Annotated in this window: 13 protein-coding genes; 1 reads left to right on the top strand and 12 read right to left on the bottom strand. The window is 59.1% G+C overall.

Translation table 11 applies throughout. From position 1 onward, the window contains the following. Nucleotides 1-2: 2 nt before the first annotated feature. The 7 genes from NKH03_RS26455 to NKH03_RS26485 all read right to left on the bottom strand — a co-directional run bounded on the left by NKH03_RS26455 (nucleotide 3) and on the right by NKH03_RS26485 (nucleotide 9,472). The gene (locus NKH03_RS26455; RefSeq protein ID WP_023814385.1) at nucleotides 3-1,796 is read right to left on the bottom strand and encodes a hydantoinase B/oxoprolinase family protein; all 1,794 of its coding nucleotides are present in this window, start codon (nucleotides 1,794-1,796) and stop codon (nucleotides 3-5) included. 30 nt (nucleotides 1,797-1,826) lie between these two features. Beyond that, a complete protein-coding gene (locus tag NKH03_RS26460) occupies nucleotides 1,827-3,887 on the bottom strand; it encodes a hydantoinase/oxoprolinase family protein (RefSeq protein WP_352971534.1) in 2,061 nt (686 codons plus the stop codon). A gap of 16 nt (nucleotides 3,888-3,903) precedes the next feature. Next, nucleotides 3,904-4,893 (bottom strand): ABC transporter permease, encoded by a 990-nt coding sequence (locus NKH03_RS26465; RefSeq protein WP_352480524.1) that lies wholly within the window; start codon nucleotides 4,891-4,893, stop codon nucleotides 3,904-3,906. Next, nucleotides 4,886-5,860 carry an ABC transporter permease gene (locus tag NKH03_RS26470; protein WP_352971536.1) on the bottom strand — a complete coding sequence of 325 codons (975 nt, stop codon included), beginning with the start codon at nucleotides 5,858-5,860 and terminating at the stop codon, nucleotides 4,886-4,888. The genes NKH03_RS26465 and NKH03_RS26470 overlap by 8 nt, the downstream gene beginning before the upstream one ends. After that, entirely contained in the window at nucleotides 5,857-7,359 is a 1,503-nt protein-coding gene (locus tag NKH03_RS26475) for a sugar ABC transporter ATP-binding protein (protein ID WP_352480521.1), read from the bottom strand. The genes NKH03_RS26470 and NKH03_RS26475 overlap by 4 nt, the downstream gene beginning before the upstream one ends. A 74-nt stretch (nucleotides 7,360-7,433) precedes the next feature. Continuing rightward, the gene (torT, locus tag NKH03_RS26480) at nucleotides 7,434-8,504 is read right to left on the bottom strand and encodes a TMAO reductase system periplasmic protein TorT (RefSeq protein ID WP_352480520.1); all 1,071 of its coding nucleotides are present in this window, start codon (nucleotides 8,502-8,504) and stop codon (nucleotides 7,434-7,436) included. 194 nt (nucleotides 8,505-8,698) lie between these two features. Continuing rightward, nucleotides 8,699-9,472 carry an SDR family NAD(P)-dependent oxidoreductase gene (locus NKH03_RS26485; protein ID WP_352592918.1) on the bottom strand — a complete coding sequence of 258 codons (774 nt, stop codon included), beginning with the start codon at nucleotides 9,470-9,472 and terminating at the stop codon, nucleotides 8,699-8,701. A gap of 1,085 nt (nucleotides 9,473-10,557) precedes the next feature. Between NKH03_RS26485 and NKH03_RS26490 the strand changes: the two genes are divergently transcribed. Next, on the top strand, nucleotides 10,558-11,298 hold the full coding sequence (locus NKH03_RS26490) for a hypothetical protein (RefSeq protein WP_352971539.1): 741 nt from the start codon (nucleotides 10,558-10,560) through the stop codon (nucleotides 11,296-11,298). On the opposite strand, the gene NKH03_RS26495 is transcribed toward NKH03_RS26490, so the two are convergent. The 5 genes from NKH03_RS26495 to NKH03_RS26515 all read right to left on the bottom strand — a co-directional run bounded on the left by NKH03_RS26495 (nucleotide 11,256) and on the right by NKH03_RS26515 (nucleotide 19,345). Continuing rightward, the gene (locus NKH03_RS26495) at nucleotides 11,256-13,013 is read right to left on the bottom strand and encodes a phospholipase D-like domain-containing protein (RefSeq protein ID WP_352971540.1); all 1,758 of its coding nucleotides are present in this window, start codon (nucleotides 13,011-13,013) and stop codon (nucleotides 11,256-11,258) included. The genes NKH03_RS26490 and NKH03_RS26495 overlap by 43 nt on opposite strands. Before the next feature lie 117 nt (nucleotides 13,014-13,130). Continuing rightward, complete coding sequence (locus tag NKH03_RS26500; RefSeq protein ID WP_352971542.1) at nucleotides 13,131-15,947, bottom strand: AAA domain-containing protein; 2,817 nt, start codon at nucleotides 15,945-15,947, stop codon at nucleotides 13,131-13,133. Nucleotides 15,948-17,071: 1,124 nt separating this feature from the next. After that, nucleotides 17,072-17,335 (bottom strand): GIY-YIG nuclease family protein, encoded by a 264-nt coding sequence (locus NKH03_RS26505; protein WP_352971543.1) that lies wholly within the window; start codon nucleotides 17,333-17,335, stop codon nucleotides 17,072-17,074. A 91-nt stretch (nucleotides 17,336-17,426) separates the two neighbouring features. Beyond that, entirely contained in the window at nucleotides 17,427-18,296 is an 870-nt protein-coding gene (locus NKH03_RS26510; protein ID WP_352971545.1) for a nucleotidyl transferase AbiEii/AbiGii toxin family protein, read from the bottom strand. Beyond that, nucleotides 18,284-19,345, bottom strand: a complete 1,062-nt coding sequence (locus NKH03_RS26515) for a type IV toxin-antitoxin system AbiEi family antitoxin (protein ID WP_352971546.1) — start codon at nucleotides 19,343-19,345, stop codon at nucleotides 18,284-18,286. The genes NKH03_RS26510 and NKH03_RS26515 overlap by 13 nt, the downstream gene beginning before the upstream one ends. Nucleotides 19,346-19,804: the final 459 nt, after the last annotated feature.

The raw sequence follows: 19,804 nt of genomic DNA on the forward strand, positions 1-19,804 counted from the left end.
GCTCAGGCCGCCCGAAGGCGCGCGGTGGCATCCTGGTCGACGACCCAGACGCCCTGCTCGGCGTCCAGCACCAGGGCCACCTTGTAGGATTGGCGAGCCGCTTCGCTCGTCAGCCAGCCGCGGTCAACGCTGGCCGCGACACGGCGGACATCGCGCTTGGTCGGGTCGCCGTAGCCACCGCCGCCACAGGCAACGAACTCGATGCGCTCGCCGGCGCGACACGCCTCCTCATGGAACGCAGGCAATTCCACCAGCTTGCCGTCCGTACCGCGCTTGGCACTATGACTGGCCTTGGCGTCACCGCCGCCGAGCACCCCACGCGGCGGAAAGGTTGTGCCATCGGCCGAGTAGACCAGTGTCATCTCGTGGTCGACGGGATAGAAGACACCGCCCACCGCGGGAGCGCCCTCGAACTCGCCAATGCCTTGGGTATCCGCCACCACGCCGCGCGATTCAATGATGATGGGATACATGGATTCGTCCACCTCCACGGAATCCAGCGCGATCAGGCCGCCATTCGCCGGCCCGCAATATGTCAACCAGCCGTCATAGCCGTGACGCGCGCCGCCGCCGGCGTAGCCAATGAAGACCTGGTTGACGTAGGGCTGCCCGTCCTTGAAAGGATCCTTGCCCGAAATCACCCCGATCCCCGCCGGCAGGTGCGAGCCGCTCTCGGCCTGGCCATAGGGTTCTCCCATGGTCGAGAACACGCAATTGCCGGCGATGATCAACCGGTCGTTGACATTGGTGGTCGCCACCGAGGTGCCTACGGGGTAGCGGGGTTTGCCAACCACGCTTCCCTCCCGCATCAACACCTTGATCCGGCTCTTGGCGCCCTCGTTGTGCGGGATGCCGTCGTCGAGATTGTTGAAGACGCCAATGCGGCACGAGCCCGTGCAGGTGTTTTCCGAAAGGTTGAGACCACCAGGGACGTTATCCATGTTGTCACGCACATCGACCGTGATCTCGCCGGCTTCAGGGTCGACATCGATGGTGATCCGGACCGGGATGCCCTCCTCCGCCACGCCGGGGACCGGGTCATGGCGGACCTCGTAGGAGAACTTGCCCTTCGGCAATTTGGCGATTTCGGCCATGGCGCGACGTGCACCGTAGTCGAACCAGTCCTCGACGAAATCCAGCAGCGTGTCGCGGCCGTATTTTTCAAGCAGTTCCAATAGACGGCGTCGACCGGTCCTGCAGGCGCCGATCTGGGCGCGCACGTCGCCCAGCCAGATGTCTGGAACACGGTTGCGCATCATGCCGATGCGCAGGATGTCCTGCTTCTCCCTGTGCTGTTCGACCACGCGCACGCAGGGAAAGTGGATGCCTTCCTCATAAACGTTCTTGGCGAATGGCAGATAGGTCGAAGGCGTCGGCGCGCCAGTATCGGCGTGATGGGAAAGCGCCACGGCCCAGAACAGCGGCTTGCCATCGAAAAAGATCGGCATCGCCATGATCAGGTCGGCATGATGGGTGCCGCCCGTGTATGGGCAGTTGTTGAGGAAGATGTCGCCGTCGGCGATATCGTCGAACAACTCCGTTATCGGACGGGTCGCCAGATCCATCGACATGACGTGGATCGGCAGCGCGTCCTCGGTGGAAACGAGGCGGTGATCATAGGTCAGGATCGCACAGCTCAGGTCGCGGGCGTTCTTGATCACCGCCGAGCGGCTGGCCCGCATCACGACCAGCGTCATTTCCCGCACGACGGCCTCGAACCGGCTTTTGAGAACCGACATCAGGAACGGATCGACGCGGCGCGTTGGCGTCTCCAGGCGAATGACAGGTGAATTCATTTTATGATGCCTTGCTCGGGAAGGTTGGTGTCAATCGACGGTCACGACGATGTTGCCTTGTGGGTCGACGCGCCCGCGATGTCCGTCCTTGAGGAAGGCGGTGAACGTCGTCGCCTCCACCAGGCATGGCCCATCAAGCGCCGCCCCCGCGCCCAGCTGGTCCATGTCGTAAACAGGCAGAGAGCTCGTCCGCCGGGTTTCATGCAAATAAGCTGACCGATGGGTCTTGGCGACCGGCGCCGTCGCCTGGTCGGCCAGCCTGAAATCCTTCCAGGCATCCTGGTTAGCCCGCTTGCCCACCGCGCGCAGCTTCCAGTTGGTGAATTCGACAATGTCGCGGTCGGATCTGATCGAATAAATGCGTTCGTGCATCTGATGAAACGCTTCGACGAGACTTGGGAGTTTTTCCGCTTCGAGGCGCGCCTCGTTGGCTTCGAAATGGACCTCGATTTCCCAGGACTGGTACTCGTAGCGACCAAGAAAGGAGAACTCGAAACGCCGGAGATCTGGCTCAACGCCGGCCTGTTCGAGGAATGCCTCGCCCGACACCTTCAACCGCGCCAGGATGTCGGAGACGCCCGCGGCGTCGAAGCGCCGGGTCGAGGTCAGAAAAACCGCGCTTTCCTCGCGCGTGATGTCCGAGATCAACCCGCCGAACGCGCTCAGCCCGGCCATGAAGCGCGGGATCATGTAGCGTTTCAAGCCCAATATGTCGGCCATCTCGGCGATGTGGATGGCGGTCGCGCCGCCGCCGCAGACAAAGAAACTGTCGCGTGGGTTTATGCCCTCGCGAATGGTAATTTCCTCGATGGCCCCGACCATGTTGTGGTTGCTGGTGGTCTGGATGGCGTAAGCCGCGTCGAGCAGCGGGATGCCGAGCCGCGTCGCGATGCTCGCGACCGCTTTCTCGGCCAGTTCGCGGCTGATCTTGATCCGGCCGCCGAGAAAATAATCGGGGTCAATGATGCCGAGCACGACATTGGCATCGGTGACCGTCGGCGCGGTGCCGCCCGCTCCGTAGCATGCCGGCCCCGGCCGCGCGCCAGCGCTCTGTGGGCCGACCCGCAGCAGGCCACCATCATCGACCCAAGCAATCGACCCGCCGCCGGCGCCGACCGATCTCACATCCACCTTCGCGATCCCCAGCGAATCGTCGTGGATCATGCTGTCCGGGGTGACGATGATCTGGTGGTCGCGCAAAGCCGAGACGTCGAATGTGGTGCCGCCCATGTCACCGACGATGACATTGGCTTCGTCGCTCAGCGCCAGCGCGGCCATCGGCGCCAGCGTCGGCCCCGACATGACGCTGTAGATTGGCCGCCGCAGCATCTCGGCGGGAGGCATCATTCCACCGACGCAGTTGGCCAGCAGCAGCTCGCCCTGGAAACCAGCCTGCGACAGTGCTTGCCGCAAGTCCTCGATATAGGTGCGCACGATCGGATTGATCGACGCGTCGATGGCGGCCGCGATGATGCGCTTGTACTCGCGCGACATCGGATTGACTTCATGGCTAAGCGTCACCGGGATATCCGGCCATACCTGCGCGATGATATCGCGCACCATAGTTTCATGGATGGGATTGACGACCGACCAAAGCAGACCGACCGCTATCGCTTCGACCCCATAGCGCCGGAAATCGGCTATCGCCGCCTCGACATCGGATCTCGACAAAGGCGTGAGCTCCCGCCCGCGCGGATCGACGCGGCCCCGCGCCGTCTTCGTCAGGTGGCGGGCGACGTAGGGCTCGGGATAGTCGAGCCGCCACTGGAAGGCGCCCTTGCGCGGCCCCTCGCGCAGGACGAGGATGTCCTGGTGTCCTTCGTTGAGGATCAGACCGACCTTGACGGTCTTGCGCTCGACCAGCGCATTGGTCGAGACGGTCGAGCCGTGTACGATCAAATCGATCGCGGTCATGAACGTCGCGGGATCGAGCCCGTATCCAGCGGCCGCGACGTGCAGCACGTTGATGAACCCCTTCTCGAATTCGCCGGGCGTCGTCGGCGATTTGAAGATCGAGATTTTCCCACCGGGCTCGGAAACCAGGCAATCGGTGAAGGTTCCGCCGATATCGATGCAGACTTGATATGCCATTTAAGGTCCGAAGCTGTTAGCGTTTCTTGTGATCGCGGCCCAGTATCAGGCTGGCCAGAATGATGAGGCCCAAGAGAACCTGCTGCAGATAGCCGTCGACCTGCATGAGATTCATGGCGTTGGAAATGATCGTGATGAACAGGGCACCCAGCAGAGCCGCGGTGACGCCTCCCTCTCCGCCGGTCAGCCGCACGCCACCAACCACCGCCGCCGCTATCGATTCCAGGGTCAGGTTGCCGCCGAGATTGGGCTCGCCCGATCCGGTGCGCGCGGTGAGCAGCATGGCGCCAATCGCGGCCAGCAGCGAGCAGACCACGTAGTCGATCGCAATGACGCGTCCGGTTCGAACGCCCGCCGCCTTCGCCGCGCGAGGATTGGCGCCGATGAGATACAGGCCGCGGCCGAACACGGTGAAGCGCAGGACCAGGAACAGCAGTGCGAAACACAGCGCGGCGAACAGGATGGGCACCGGAATGCCAATCAGCCGTCCCTCCGCCAAGGCGTTTGTGAATGCCTCGGGAATGCCCGGCACGGGAAAGCCACCGCTGACGGTTGACGCCAGCGCCATGACAATGTTGGCCATGCCAAGCGTCGTCACCAGGGGATTGATGCCGACACCGGCGATGAGGAAGCCGTTCAGCCCGCCGATAAGCAGCCCGACGCCAAGGCCAGCGGCGATTCCCCACAGGATCGGCATATCACCGGTTCCGGTCATCACCATCGCCGATATGACGCTGACGAGCGAGACGGTAAAACCAAGCGAAAGGTCGAAGCCGCGCGTCAGCAGCACCATGGTCTGCGCCATGGCGAAGAGTGCGAGATAGCTGGTCTGGATCGCGATGTTCCAGAGATTGCCGCTTGAAACGATGCGCGGGTCGAGCAGACCGAGACCCAGCAGGGCCAGGAATACAAGCCCCGGCAGCTTGGCCTGCGCCGCGAACTGGCGGATGTCCGGGCGAGCGCGGTCAAGAACAACCGGAGCCGCCATGTCTGGACGATCAGACATTGGCCCGCCTCCCCTGAACAATTCGGTCGAAAGCCAGTGCGCCGATGAGCACCGAGCCCAGAACCAGCGTCTGGAATTTGCTGTCGATCTGCGTAAGGTTCATCGCATTGGCGATGATCGCCAGGCATAGCGCAGCCATGGCGACGTTCTCGGCACGGCCTGAACCGCCGCGCAACGAAACGCCGCCGATCACCGCCGCGGCGATCGTCTCCAGTCCCAGCGTGCCGCCGATCGTCGACTGGCCAGAGCCGATGCGGGCGGTAATCAGGACGCCTGTGAGCGCGGCCAGGAGACCGGACAGCACATAGGCGGTTATCAGCACACGGTGAGTTCGCACGCCCGACAGTCGGGCGGCGCCGACATTGCCGCCGACGGCGTAGAAGTGACGCCCGAGCGCGGTCCGACGCTGCAGAATGATGGCGATGGCGATCACCGCGATCGCCAGCAGCAAGACCGGCGGCAGGCCAAGCACCTGCCCTCGCCCGATGGCATCGACGAAGGCGTCGGAAACGCCATAGATCGGGATGCCCTGCGTGTAATAGAGCGTAATCCCCGCGACGATCGACAACGATGCCAATGTCACCATGAAAGGGGATAGGGAAAGCCGCGCCACCAGCGTGCCGTTTACCAGGCCAACACAAGCGCCGCTGGTCAAGGCCAGCGCCACTGGGACCAGCAGTTGGACCCCATTTGCGTCGGGCATCGCGGCCATCGCCGCGGCCGTGACCACGGACGCCAAGGCCATGGTGGCGCCGACCGACAGATCAAAGCCACCGGTGGTCATGACGATCATCTGACCGATCGCCGGAATCGCCAAGAAGGAAAAATTGCGCAGGACGTTGAGGATGTTCAGGCGGTTCAGAAAACGCGGTTCGATGATCGCGGCCACGGCCGCAACCGCGACCAGAAGCAGGATGACGATCCCGCCGGTTTCCACAAAACGTCGCCGCAGCGTGTCAGGGCTCATGCCGCCTCCGTGGCGCCGGTTTCGGCGTCGAAATAGTGACGCAGCACGGTGGCCTCGGTGATGCCGTCGGCTTTGAGTTCGGCGACTATGCGCCCTTCGCGCATGACATAGACGCGGTTCGCCAGATGAACGAGCTCTGGCAGTTCGGACGATGACAGCAGAATGGCCGCGCCATTCTCCACCAGGCTTTTCATAAGCCTGTAGACCTCGCTTTTGGCGCCGACGTCGATGCCGACCGTCGGTTCATCGAAAATATGGACCGAGACCGGCCGCATCAGGCCGCGCGCCAGCACGAGTTTCTGCTGGTTTCCTCCCGAAAAGGACGACGCCGCGCGTTCCGGCGCCATCGGTCGCAGACCCAGTGTCTTCAACGGAGCGGCTATCGCCCGGCGCTCGCGCCACGACTTGAGCAGTCCGCCCTGGGACAGTCTCGGATCATCGAGCGCCGCCATGGTCACGTTCTCGCGGCCCGGGCGGCTAAGCGCCAGTCCCTCGGCGCCGCGATCGGCTGGGTAGTAACAAAGTCCAGCACGCAACATGCTGTGCGGCACTGGCGCTCGAACCACCGCGCCATGGAGTTCGATCTCACCGGACGTCACACGCTCCAGGCCGAACACGGCTCGGCAAAGTTCGCTACGACCGCAGCCAACCAAACCCGCCAGGCCGACGATTTCTCCAGCCCTGACCGTGATGGAGGCGTCCGACACGCTACCGAAGACACGCAGCCCCCTGGTCGCCAGCACGACATCGGAGGGGCGCTGGCTGATTGGCGGGTAGAGTCGTTCGACCGGTTGGCCGACCATCATCTCGATCAGCGTCGCGTCGGATGCCGTGGCGATGGCCACGGTGTCGATCTTGCGCCCTCCTCGCAAGACCGTCACACGGTCCGCGAGCCGACGGATCTCCGCCATGCGGTGCGACACATAGATGATCCCGACACCCCGGGCCTTGAGGCCCGCGATGGCGGCGAACAATTTTTCCGCTTCACCGTCGGTAAGCGACGCGGTCGGTTCGTCGAGGATGAGGATCTTGGCATCCGAAAGCATGCCTTTGGCAATCTCGACCATCTGCTTTTGCGCCCGGGTCAGCGTTTCGATCTTGCTGTCCAGCTCCACGTGAAAGCCAATGTCGCGGAAGCGTTCCTCCGCGCGGGCACGCATCGCGCGCCGGTTCAGGAAAAGCCTTCCTTTGATCTCGCGTCCAAGAAACAGGTTCTCCTCGACCGTGAGGTCGGGGACGAGACTGAATTCCTGGAACACCGCCGCCACCCCGGCATCGCGGGATTTCTGGGGGGTCAGCGCGGAAACGGTTTCGCCGTCGATACGGCACGAGCCTTCGGTCCAGCCATAGGTTCCCGCTATAAGATTGATGAGCGTCGACTTGCCGGCGCCGTTTTCGCCGAGAAGGGCATGGACCTCGCCGCTCAGCAGCGTGAAGTCGACGCCGTCAAGCGCCACCACACCCCCGAAACGCTTCGTCATACCCGTAAGTTCAAGCATCGCTGACACCACCGAACTCGAAGCAAAAATGGCGGCAGGCCAAGGCCGAGGTCTACCACCCATCGTAGATGCGACTATTGTACCGAAAATTCAGGCTTCCACCCATCGGGCGCGAAAATCTGCGTCGGGTCGATCTTGTCGACGTTGTCCTTGGTCACGATGCCCGGCGCGACCAGCAGAACCTTCTCATAGTCCTTCTTTTCCAAGGCGCGCACCGCGAGGTCGACGCTGATGCGGCCCATCATGACCGGATACTCGGCGGCAAAGCCAAGCACCTTGCCTTCCTTGACCAGCTTCAGCATCGTCTGGTTCTCGTAAGACGACATGATCACGACATCGTCGCGGCCGGCGTCGGCGACGGCACTGACGGCCGCTTCCGCCGCCGCGGCCCCGCCCCAGATGACATTGAGATCCGGATAGGTCTGCAGGGCGTCCTCGACGAGGCGTAGGCTCTGCGGAACGCCCGGCTCCCCATAGAGCTCGGCCGCTAGCTTGATGTTGCCGGTTTTGGTGCTGTCGCGGAAGCCCGCCATATAGCTCTCAGCCCAGCCCGATCCCTGCGGACCCGGCAGGCCGATCGCGGTCGTCTTTTTGTCGCCGAGATACTTCTTGAGGTACTCACCCTCCTGAAAACCCTTCTGGTAGGTATCGGGAGTGATGCGCGCGGTGATCGGAGTTTCCAGTATGGGATTGGCGACGGCGATCTGGACAAGACCCTTGGCGTCGCCCTCCTTCAGCTTGGCCGCCAAACCGGCTTCCGAGATGGCGGCGACGAGGATGCCCTGGGCGCCGGATGCGACGCAATCGTCATATTGCGACAGCTGCTTGGGCAGTGCGTCATAGCCGCCGGCCTGCAGCACCGTCACTTTGACACCCAGGCGCTTTGCTTCCTCAACGATACCGTAGTCCACCGAGACCCAGTAGCTGTCCTTGAGGTGCGGAAACAAGACGCACAGGTTCCAGGGCTTCTCGGCCTTTTCCAGCGGCACATAGTCGAGTGCCTCGACTTTTTTCAGATCGCCGCCTTTGGCCGCGTTGATCTTGAAGGGCCACCAATCCTTGGCCTCGGCGGCGTTGGGCAGGACGGCCACGCCGGTGACGAAAGCCGCCGCGAGGATGGATCGGAAAGCGTGATTCTTGGTCATGTGATTCCCCATTTGTTTCGTGTGTTCCCGGGTGGGGAGCCGACGAATTCGCCGGCTCCCCGGTCTGCCTTGGGAGCAGAGATATCTGCCGATGCGTGGAAGTCACCTTTTCGGCGAATGCGCCTTGGGGTCGTCCGCGCTGTCGCTCATTCACATCGCCACCGTACTACTTATAAGTTATAAGTCAACAGCTTTCATACGCTGGTGCTAATTTCAGGCAGGGTGAGCGTCTTCAATCCCGCGCCCTCGCCGCCGTCGACCGGCATGACGATGCCGTTGACGAAGGATGAAGCGCGCGACAGCAGCCAGGCCACGGCCTCGGCGACGTCTTCGGGAGTTCCCAATCGACCCACTGGAATGCGGCTTTCCAGCAGAGCCCTGCGGCCAGGAATGGCTAGCGTGCCCGCCATCATCCTTGTTGCGATCTGGCCGGGGCAGACGGCATTGAAGCGAACGTCGCTGATCTCCAATGCCAGCGACAAGGTCAAGGCGATCAGCGCGGCCTTGGAGGCCGAGTAGATGGCCAGACCCTCCTCGCCCATCAGCCCGGCCACCGATGACATCATCACCACCGATCCGCGCGCCGCGCGCAGGCCTGGCAGCGCCGCGCTGGTGAAGACGAACGACGAGCGCGCATTCACCCTCATGATCTCGTCCCAATCGCTCAGGGTGGCGGTCTCAAAAGCCCCTCGCCCCGTCATGCCGGCGTTGTTGACCAATCCGGCGATCTTTCCGTTACCGAGCATCATCGCGGTATTGATGACCGTTCGGCATTGGGCTTCGTCGCGCACATCACAGGCGATGAAATGTGCATTGGCGAGGCTGGATACGATTTCTCGTGCGGCAGCCTCGTCGCGACCCGTGAAGACGACGGCCGCGTTCTCCTGCTCGGCAAGGCGCCGTACACAGGCGGCGCCGATGCCATGCGTGCCGCCGGTTACGACATAGACACTCTCTTTTTCTCTCATGGTTCAGCCTTATGAATGATTGGCCCAACGAGCCAGGTTGCGCTGTCACGCTTCCAGCAAGGCTCGCGCAATTCGGTTGTGGTCCCGCCCACGGTGGGGTGGCTCACTGCGCGCGTCGATCGTGTTCACGGGCGTGGCGCCGCCGGTGGTCGGATAAAGGCATGTCGGAGCACGCAGCCTGCGCCGCGTTCAGTCTGTGTAAGTCGCGCTGAAAACCAAGCTCCAGCACGCCCGAAGCGTCATGGCCTCGACGAACCGCGGCGGTCCGGCGCTGACAAGACACAGTCTTTGATGATGTTGAAACCCGGGCATCCAGTGGCGTTGCGATCGTAAGCTTCGAAGACACCCATTGTCAGGTGGGGCCACAGAAAAATTCTTATCGTGGAACTGCGGCATTCGGCTATGCGAAAATATCACTGTTAACCCTCGACGCCCCCGGCGATGCTGCTCATCATTCGACGGCCCACAAATAGACTTCCAAGCTAGGTAGTGAGGGTCATGAGACGCGCACTCCGCAGACACGAACAAACGCGCTGTGACGCGTCCCCTGCCCAAAGTCTGTCATTAACTTATAACTTATAAGGCAACTGTCAAGAGTAGCGGCTGTGGTGTTCTGGCGTTGAGGGACCGGATAGGCTGCGGCTGATGGAAAGACATGGCTGCATGGCGATGGCAGTGCGGTTCCGGACTGCCATTATGCGACTTTCGAGGCACAAATCATGAACATGGGACGACGGATATTTGGTTCGAACTCGCGAGCCCGTTCGAGGGGACCGGCCCAAAGTGCTACCTAGACTACTCTGAACTCGCGGCAGCGTTTGCCGCTGACTGATCAAATGCCAGCCGCAATCGCTCCATTTCCGGGCGACTGTGTTCGCGGGCGGCAAAGGATCCCACGGCAAGCGCCGGGCTGAGGCATGGATTTTCGCAATGTTGGCTGTGCCGACCCTACCTGCTGCGATGTTAGCGCACATACGTCGGCTATGTTATGATCAGAGCGATATGGTTGAGCGAAACCGGGGGCCACTTTGACACGTCAAGATCCTATAGGACCAGAGTTTTACGTGCCTCTACGAGCCGCGGAGTTGGTATCGAGTGTCATTTTTTACCTCGCGGCGGCGCTATCAGTAGCAATATTACTCATTGATAAACAGCGCGATCCTCAGTTGTATGCTATCGTGCAGGCATCGTTTGCCGTTTCTGTTGTTGCCTTCTTCATCAGCGGAATCGTAATACGAACCTACTTTGCTGTCCGCGCACATTCAAGTCGCGTGGCCGACTTCGTATCGAATGCGTTCTCTGTCCCGTTGATATCATCCCCATCAAAAGGGTACTACAACACGACTGAGACAGAACCCTTCCTTCGTATGGGTATGTCTGTGTTGGAGAATTCGCTATTCACAAAGTCTATACTTCGGCGTATGCTTGGCTTCGAAAGAAGCAGGGTCTCCTTGTATTTTATCGTTTGGTTATGGGCCGCATTTTTCCGAACAACAGATCTCGAGCTGATAGCCGTTGTAGCACAAGTGCTTTTCAGCGAGCAGTTGGTATCTAGGTGGATTCGGATGGAATGGCTGCGCTCGCGAGTGGAGCGCCTCTATGATGACATGTATGCGTTGCTGCAATCCTCTGAGCCATTCGATGGCAAAGAGTTTCGGGCTCGTGTGGTCGAGGGATTGATCAGATACGAAACCAGCAAATCTCAAGCTGGTCTATCCCTCTCAACACGCGTATTCAATAAGATGAACGCAGACCTGTCAGGAAAGTGGATTGACATTTCCGGTCAACTGGGCGTTGCATCCTCCGGCACGATAGATTCAAAGTGATGGGCGAACTCGAAGGTACGCAGCTTGGTAGCCAGCATCTTGCAAATGTCTGGTCCTTGGATGAGTACTCCCAACTCCGCTCCCCTGGAGCGCCGGCTGTCTAGGGCTGTTGCCATCCAGTTGAAGCTGGTCACTACGAGGTTATCATCATCCCACGCGAGGTATTTTGCGTGAACCTTGTTTAGACGCTCCAGAGTGATGCCCCGTCCCCCGATTTCACTAGCCGTAGGCTGCCGCCCCTCCGCAAGCAAAAACTTGCTCGGTCTCGTATAGGCAAGGCGTACCTGAACTCCTTGAGCGGCAGCACTTTCCATCGGAACAAGAACTGACGTCTCGGCCGAGAGCCCGTACAGGTCGCAAGCGATCTCGATATCCCTCCTTGCTTCATCGCGCGCAAGAGTCACACACGCATAGTGATCATGATCGGAAACAAGGGAAAGCGCGTAGGCACCGGTCTCTTGCCGCGTTCGGGCTTGCTGCTTCACCAATGACCACAATCCGCTCAGCCGACGTGCAGTTCCAGTCCAATTGCCCACGGCAGGGAGTTGGCTGGAAAGCAGTCTGCTCATGATTTGCGATGAAAGCAGGGCACTTCTGGTGCGTATCGAGACCTCCATCCAGTCAAACTCGGACGACAGGAAATTGCTGCTCCCCACCACGGAGGTCCACTTCCCAGTTTCACGATCGTCATAGACAATCACTTTTGCATGTGATCCGGACGAATGGGACGATAGCTTGACACGACTTCTTGCCCCGGCTGGCAGCTTTTCCAATACGGCAATTGCGTCGGAAAGCTTTTTAACGGGCTCCGTACCTTCGGGATCTGTGTACAGGCCCCAAAGGAGCTCGATCCTTATTTTACGCCGGGCTGCACGTTCAAGGTCCGGAACCAACTCTTGCAGCGTTTCCGCGCCGAGGAAGCACGAGTGGATTACAACGGCGGTCTTCGCATTCTCCAGTATCTCTCGGAGCAAGCGGCGATGTGCCGGACCGCCAATGATAAGGTCGTCCATAGTGAGATGATCTCTTGGCCCCTCGACTTGACTCTGGCTTTTTTCCGAATCCGACGCGTCGTCCGCTTCCGGAACTTGTTGGGATGCGCTTACTAGTGCCTGTGTGAGGGCAAGCGGCACATGTGCAGGCAAGCCGGTCTGGACCTCGTTGAAGGCGATCCCAATTCGCGCATAGGGCAATGAGGGCGTCCGGAATTGAGGGTTCGAGGGCTCTAGGCTTTCGTTCAAATTCAAACGGAAGAGGTCGCGAAGAGCACCGTCGTTCGGCTCAAATGTGTGCAGCAACGGTACGAGCGCCTCGCAATCATCTGGAAGGTCTCGCTCATACACAAGGTCGAGATCGTCGGCCCGCATCCAATGCCCTGTCATCCTGTCGACGCAAACAGAATCCCACCGAACGTCTTTCAAGAGGCGTTCAGGCAGGGTCTTCTCAGTGGCTCGTCGCTTCCCTGCCGGCGTCGCTGCAAAGTGCACGTTGCCACTGTCACTGCGAACTTCGACCCAGTTGGCCCGGAGCAAATTAATTAGCGCCTCAACAACCAAGCGGTGAGGAAGTGAGGCCGACTCTGCCAATTCCAGCGCTGTTCGCTTCGATAGAGAGGTCTCTATGAGCAGCATGTGCTCGATAATGCTCCAGCGGCGACCGAAGCTGTAGAGGTAGCTCACGGCCATTCGATACAGGGGAAGATAGACATACCTCATTTGATACCCCTTACCCTGGCCAGCGTGCCGGCCGCTTCGGCGGCCTCCATCTCTTTCATCATTCTCCCGATATATGCGTGCTCGTCGTAGTCACTTGTATATTGGTTGCATCTGGACTTAAAGAAATCCCCAGCTCCCAACTATAATTAACTTCTGCTTCGCTCTGCTCAGAAGCACATTCATCCGATTCTTTTCTTTTAGAAACCCAACACTTTTCCATGGAACCAAGGCATTGTTACGGACAAGGCTGACAATCACTATATCGGCTTCCGAACCTTGAAATTCATCTACTGTTGCCCCCATCCTCTTTCCATGGCGAAGATCAAACGGCGCTTGGAACATGTGCCCGAGTGAACCTGCGGAATAAGCTCTCTCGATGGCGAGTTTTATTGCGCTCAGTTGACCATTGTAGGGGGATAGGATTTGCAGCTCGCAAGGCGTATCGTCTCGTGCATTAATCTCATCAAGGATATTGACAACAAGATTGGCCTCCGGTCTCGAGACGAACAGCCCATCGACCTCACCTTCCGCAAACTCCTCCTTTTGAACCCAATTGACATCACACCAGACGATTCTTTGCTGAGGCAACCATGAGGTGTTCGAGATCGCGAATGGCTCAGGCAGTTGGAAGCGTTCATGGGTCTCAGCGGGCGATCGCAGAATCGTCCCGCCCTTTTCATCGGGGTAGAACACCCGGCCCACCAGGTCTGCGATATCGGGATGCATACGGTGTTGATCTGTAAGAATGGCCGCTGGACCTCTGCCTAGTTCCCCCTGAATGCTCCGCATAAAAATGGTTTCGAAGAGTTTCACCATCCTTGTCCACTCCGCGCACCGATCAACGAAAGGATCCCGGCTGTCATCGTCAGCAACAAGAGATGGATCCACCAGTCCTGGCGCGAACTGCGCGCCAGTCTGGATCGCCTTTCGAACTCTGAGGGGCTCGCCGAGGAGATCAGTGAACCGACGTACGTTGAATGGCGGAAGCTGATGATGATCCCCAATCAGAAGCAATCGGTGGCTCTCTTGGAGCGCCGTGGCCATATCGAATCCATGCGCCTTGCCGGCCTCTTCGATAATTGACCAATCAAAGCGTCGCCCGCGGTCAGCGAGGCCAGCCAAGTCGGCTGAATTCAGGGTCGAAAAGGTGAGATTTGCCGCGTCCTGGACCAGGACCTGCATTGTGCGGACCTCAGTGTCCGCCTCAGGACTACGGAATTCGCCATCCTCCACAGCTGCGGCCAATCGCTCCTGAAGGAAATCGGGGGAACGTGTCGCCAGATCGCTTTTGTGGAGTTGCTCCAGGAGCCCGTTTGTCACAGCCTCGGGATCATCGCCATCTCCAGCCTCCCCACCAAGACGAAGCACGATCGGACGTCTGTGACTGTCGTATTTTGCGAAGAGCTTGGATAATTTCGAACGCACGTCGTCAACCGTATGGTGCGAATGCGCCGTGATCAGAATCTGCGCGCTTGAATCGGCGTTAAAGAGTCGGTCGGCAAACGCCTTGATTAAGGTTGTCTTGCCCGTGCCGGGTGGGCCCTGGATGGCGAAAGACGGCTGGGTAGCCCAGAGGCTCTCAAGCGCCACAAGTTTCGATTTGTCTAAGGCAATATCTGCCTTGGCGGGTGGGAGTTCGTCCGAATTCTTGCGGGCAACATCGTAAGGCGATGCGACGAGGCGGAGCAGGCTCTCGAACGACCGCATGTCCTCGATAGCCTTGTGTCTCCTTCGAATCTGCGCCAGTGCGCCGCCGTGGTTCCTGGCTAGATACGCCCTCCCTTCTCTCAGGCTAACAACGCCCTGCGTCCGGAAGAAATAGCGGGGGCCTTTTGGGTCAGGCTTGGCCATCACAAAGCGCCACGTTACCGCCGAACTATCGCCTCCGATGGTGCGCCGTTCGAGAAACGAGTACCGGTCATGCTTCGGTTCATCCTCGTCGTCGGCGGTAACGGCTTCCGCACCGAGTTTAAACCAGTCCTGAAGCTGCTCTGGTGGAGGCGCCAAATTGAGGAAGCGAGCAAGATCGGCTCGCTCAGGCTCATGGACTGGGGTGACCACGACGGTGGTGTCATTCGCGCTTTTGTCGACCTCAAGGATGTCTACCGCGCAAATCTGCGCGACAGTCAGAACTGTATCCAGCTGTTGGGTGACGCGGAAAAACTCGTGCACCGTGCGTAGATGACTCGGCAGAGTCAATTTCTCCGCTTTGATCGGAAACACCTTGTCCCATTGGGCCGCTCGATCTCGGACCGAGCGAATATTTTTCCTGACGTGTGGATATAGCTGAATGTCGAGCTTACGTTGTCCGAGACTGAATAACTGGTCGTCAGAGTTAAGTCTGGGTACCTGCTCTATCCCCTCGCAATAGCCGATGTCCCAGGTCGATAGGCTGTCGACCGACCAGATCCGGACTCGGTACTCAAGCTTTTCGCCCTTAAGGACATAGTACGGTGCAGGGAAACTGCGGGCGGCAATGCGAATATCGCCTCGAAGATCCCTTCTTATCCAGTCTCTCTGCGTGACGGGATCGTGCGCACTCGCCGCTCCTTCCGACACGACATCAATCGTCCTGGCGATATCGCGATCCGATCCCAGTCGGAGGGCAACTACCAAGTCCCTAGAGAAGGAGCTCGTTACCGATCCCAAGTCTCGCACGATGTGCCGGATGCGTTGCTCGATCTCTTCGCCATCGACGAGCCTTTGCTCCTGATTCTCATCGAGTAGTCTGAGGATGACGTCTCGTTCGCTCTCTCGGAGATTGGTGAGTCCTTGTATGATCGTAGGTAACGCTGCGCGTTTTCGGATGCTTTTCAGGGGCGCGCCAAAGACCTCGGCTGCGACCAAACCGAAGTCATACCAGTCGGTGGCAGTAGAGTACTCTCCATCGAGCCGATCGAGTTCCGGTGCAACGAATGGGCTCTTCCGTCCCACTTTTGAGGCGCCCCCGTCCAATCCTGCAATACGAAGCGACCATTCGAACCCGCTAAGACGGAATTCGCCCTGCCCATCCGGACTCACGAAAACTGACATTGGTGACAGAGAACGGTGGAGAGTCCCTTCGCGATGAAGAATCGTAAGGGCCTCGGAGATTCGCAGTAGCCCTTCCCATAGCGGCCGCCGCCGACCAACCTCCGAGAGATTAAGGAGCCAGTGATAGCGACTGCGATTTTGAAGTACGTCTGACAACACAAGTCGTGTGCCGCCGTCGAGGACAGCGAAGAAGTGTTTGTCGTCAGCGTCAAGATCTCGAAGCTTGACGAATAGCTCTGAGGCGCCAGGATAGCCCTGAAGCCGCATAAGCCCCCGAACTTCGCGGTTCCAGAGCGCCTGGATCGCGGAGCTGTCTCCTACGGGTTTATTCCAGAGCTTGACGTAGTATAGGTCTCCAGCATCTTCGGCCTGCCACAGATCAGGAACTCCTCTCTTGGCGTCCCCACCTACGATCCGACGGATCAGTCGATACCGAACACCCTCTGTTCAGCCATCCGATCCCCGCCCAGAAATGTTACTCGCAAGACGTTGGGCATCGGTTTGAAACAATGCGCACAGGATTTGTTTCATCTATTTCTTCGCAATACTAGCTTGAGTTGTTCGGTCCTTCTGCGCCGCGGTCAGTCGGCCCGAACCGGCCCAACCCTCCACTTTGGTACCGACACCGACGATAGCAATTAAACGGCCGCGGTTCCGCTAGTGCGGGGCGAGTCCGACCTGCACCGGCCGGCCAAACGTCAAGACCATTCCTGGTCAAGCTCTCGAGTGGGGACGAGGCCACCATCGGCTTCCCGGGTCGGTATGCTCGTAGCGTATATCCTGCTAGACCTGATCATCAGCATCGTACGTGCGTTCCGAGACCCCGCACTCAAGGCACACGTCGCCACCATGGTTCTCGCTGTAGGTCCAGCCACCCGCCCACCCGCAGTTGGGACAGAATTCATAGCAGTCGAGCTCGCCCCATAGCCATGGACTAGCATATTCCGGAACCGCGTCCCTATCATAGGAAATGATCTCAAAGGCATCTTGTCCGACAGAGATGTAAGCCCTCGATGAAAAGAGCTTCAGGGCAGAAATAACTCGTCTGCCGACAGGAAAAACCATTCTCCCGAATCTGCCTTGTGGTCGAATATGAGGTGCAACCGCCGTTCGACCACGCGGTCTTCGGAAATCGATCCGGTCCGAATTTCTCCCATCAACGCAACTCTACGCCGATTGCCAGTCTGCAGGTTGGCTATGCGGCGATCGACCGCCTGCGAGCGTCCGACCTTCACATAAAGACGGCCGGCAAGGCTGTTGTCCAATTCAGTGATAAAATAGACGGTCATTGTAGCATTCAGGATATTCAGCTACGCGCTTCAACCCCGCTGCACTCCCAAAAGAAAAATTGCTAGCGAGGAACGGCAGCAGCGCAGTCACCTACTCTCTCCAGCCAAGTGCACGGAGCCACGCATCGACCTGACCAAATGCATCCTGCTGCCATTGTTCGGCGGTGCGTTCCCCGAGAATTTGGGTGTCCTGCACGAACTGGCCGACGCTAGTGGGGCCAAAACTATCAACCGCCTCGAACTTGCCGGCAATAAACCCGAAGCCCTCTTTGCCTTCCTTGTGAGCGAGAACCGGCTCGCAATCCGCGGCAAGTGCATCGGGGCCACCTGGATAGTTTCGAACGCAGTAATAGATGTCGTATGCATCCTTCCTCTTCAGGCGGTTCTCGATTGCGTAGCCCTTCATTGCGAGGAGGGCGGGGATCGATGCGACGGCGATGTTGACGTGGTTCGCGCCTCCATCCGGCATCTCGCCCGAAATCGCAACGAGGTTGTAAAAGCGTAAGGCCAATTCGGCACCCGATGCCCGCTGCACGGCAAAATGCTCGATCAGCGGCGGTTTGTTCTTTGTGAAGACGGCGTCGAAAGGACGCAAGAAGTCGACAACCACATCGATCGGACCTCCACCATCATCGACAGGCACTGTGCGAACAAGCTGGAACAGACGGTGATCGTCACGCTGCTCATACCCATTCCCCATAAGTGCCTCGACAAGTCGGGCGTATTCGCCATCTCCAAGTGCCTCGGTATCGAGGCCCAGATCGACGTCGAGAGTTCCGACATGCGGCATTTCTTCGTTTTCTAGGAGGAGCCAAGGCACCGCGCCGCCAATCACGGCGAACTTGCCTTTGAAACTGCGGAGTATCTGACCAATTTCCAGTAGAACCGATTTCACGGCCGCGGTGGTGCGGTCGTCGTAGTCGGCGGCCGATTGCGGATCGGGCGGTACTACTGGAGCCATTGCAATTTCTCCTGCCGCAAATGGTCAGCGGCCTCCTGTCCCCTCTCCCCGGATATCACCAAATCAAGGTAAGTTTGAACAGGACTTGTGCAAACGACGCCGGGCGCCGGCTCGATTGTATCAAGCAGTGGCCCTTCATCCTTCAGGATCGTGATCACAACGTTTTCACCCTTCGCCGCCGACGACAGCTTGAGGGCATGCCGCAGACGGTCGAGACCTCCGGTATCTGCGTAGAAGAACTGGCTGCCTACCCGAGCATATGGCGCAATCCATTGCGCTGCCGAGAACGATGCGAGGATCGCTCGGTCAATTCGATTCGACGCACCAAGCACATCGCGAACGACCTGGTCGAACGCTTTGCCGTGCAAGGTAGTGTAGAAGGTTTGGCGATCACCCGCTGGCGGCTCATAAGAGTTCCGCCAAGCGTCCAGAACCGCTGCCGGCCGAAAAAGCGACATGCCATCGTCGCCGATTTTCGCCCACTCCCGATCCACAAGCGCAGCGCGGACATTGCTGACGTGGCCGAGACTGACACCGGCTGCTTCCGCAAGCTCGGTGACGCGCCAGGGATGGTGTGGATCGCGCAACATCACTCTCAGAACCTGCGCGGACTTCGGTTTGAAGATCGACTTCAACTCGCGGCGTTCGATTGCGGGTCGGGTCGGAACCTTACGCTCAATAAATATGCCGTCGAAAGCGAGCCGGCAATTTCCCTCGAAATCGAGGAAGCCCACATTTTCTTCCTGGCAAAGAGCCTGTGCTTCTGGAGAAAGAAAGGGCGCAATGAACACAGGAATTGCGCCTTTTCCTATGTGGTTTACCGCCCTTCGCACCTGGAGTAGGCCCGAGTGAACGTGGCGCGGCTGTCCGCTCGACTTGACCTCACAGACGAGAATATGTGTGCGCCCGAAGGCGCTGATATACGCAAGAATATCGATTTCGCGATCGAAAGCGTCGGCTTCAACCTCTACATTCTCGATGGAAACGGGCGGAATATCGTTTAAGACGGCCCGCAGAGCGTCCGCAGCTTGATGCTCAATGCTTTTCAATGAGTCGCCCGATTTCAGCATCCGCTGAAAATGGCTGACCTACTGAAATATGTCAATCGCAATTCACAAAATGTGACGGTTTCAGCGGATGTTGAAATTCGACCAAGAGTGAAAATCTTGAGTTAGCTTCGCCCGTGCCCCAATCAATCCATCTTATGTCGATGGCCGCGACCTGAGTATCGAAAGGCGTCAACTAAAGGCGCCTTCACCAAAATCATCGATAGCGCGCCAGACGCCTGCGAACCTCGGGTGTCAAACGGCTTCCAAAACTGACCCTCGATCGGCGTCCAATTTTAAGCTCTATCTCTGCCAATAATACGTGGGGTCGAGCCACGTAGCCGGCGCCCGCTATCTTCGAGGATTCCCGCCCCCGTGCAGGGTTACTTGAGGCCCCGGTCACTCCACAATGGCAGAGCCTCTCGGACCGCCGAGCGCGGCTTACTTGCGCTGCCCCAGGGT

Source organism: Mesorhizobium sp. M1406 (genome assembly GCF_040317555.1).
GTDB lineage: Bacteria > Pseudomonadota > Alphaproteobacteria > Rhizobiales > Rhizobiaceae > Mesorhizobium.

Bases quoted from the DNA above. Each gene is read 5' to 3' on its own strand.
- NKH03_RS26505 (WP_352971543.1), bottom strand. From the start codon at position 17,335: ATGACCGTCTATTTTATCACTGAATTGGACAACAGCCTTGCCGGCCGT.
- NKH03_RS26470 (WP_352971536.1), bottom strand. From the start codon at position 5,860: ATGAGCCCTGACACGCTGCGGCGACGTTTTGTGGAAACCGGCGGGATC.
- NKH03_RS26455 (WP_023814385.1), bottom strand. From the start codon at position 1,796: ATGAATTCACCTGTCATTCGCCTGGAGACGCCAACGCGCCGCGTCGAT.
- NKH03_RS26510 (WP_352971545.1), bottom strand. From the start codon at position 18,296: ATGGCTCCAGTAGTACCGCCCGATCCGCAATCGGCCGCCGACTACGAC.
- NKH03_RS26475 (WP_352480521.1), bottom strand. From the start codon at position 7,359: ATGCTTGAACTTACGGGTATGACGAAGCGTTTCGGGGGTGTGGTGGCG.
- NKH03_RS26465 (WP_352480524.1), bottom strand. From the start codon at position 4,893: ATGTCTGATCGTCCAGACATGGCGGCTCCGGTTGTTCTTGACCGCGCT.
- torT (WP_352480520.1), bottom strand. From the start codon at position 8,504: ATGACCAAGAATCACGCTTTCCGATCCATCCTCGCGGCGGCTTTCGTC.
- NKH03_RS26495 (WP_352971540.1), bottom strand. From the start codon at position 13,013: ATGAGGTATGTCTATCTTCCCCTGTATCGAATGGCCGTGAGCTACCTC.
- NKH03_RS26460 (WP_352971534.1), bottom strand. From the start codon at position 3,887: ATGGCATATCAAGTCTGCATCGATATCGGCGGAACCTTCACCGATTGC.
- NKH03_RS26485 (WP_352592918.1), bottom strand. From the start codon at position 9,472: ATGAGAGAAAAAGAGAGTGTCTATGTCGTAACCGGCGGCACGCATGGC.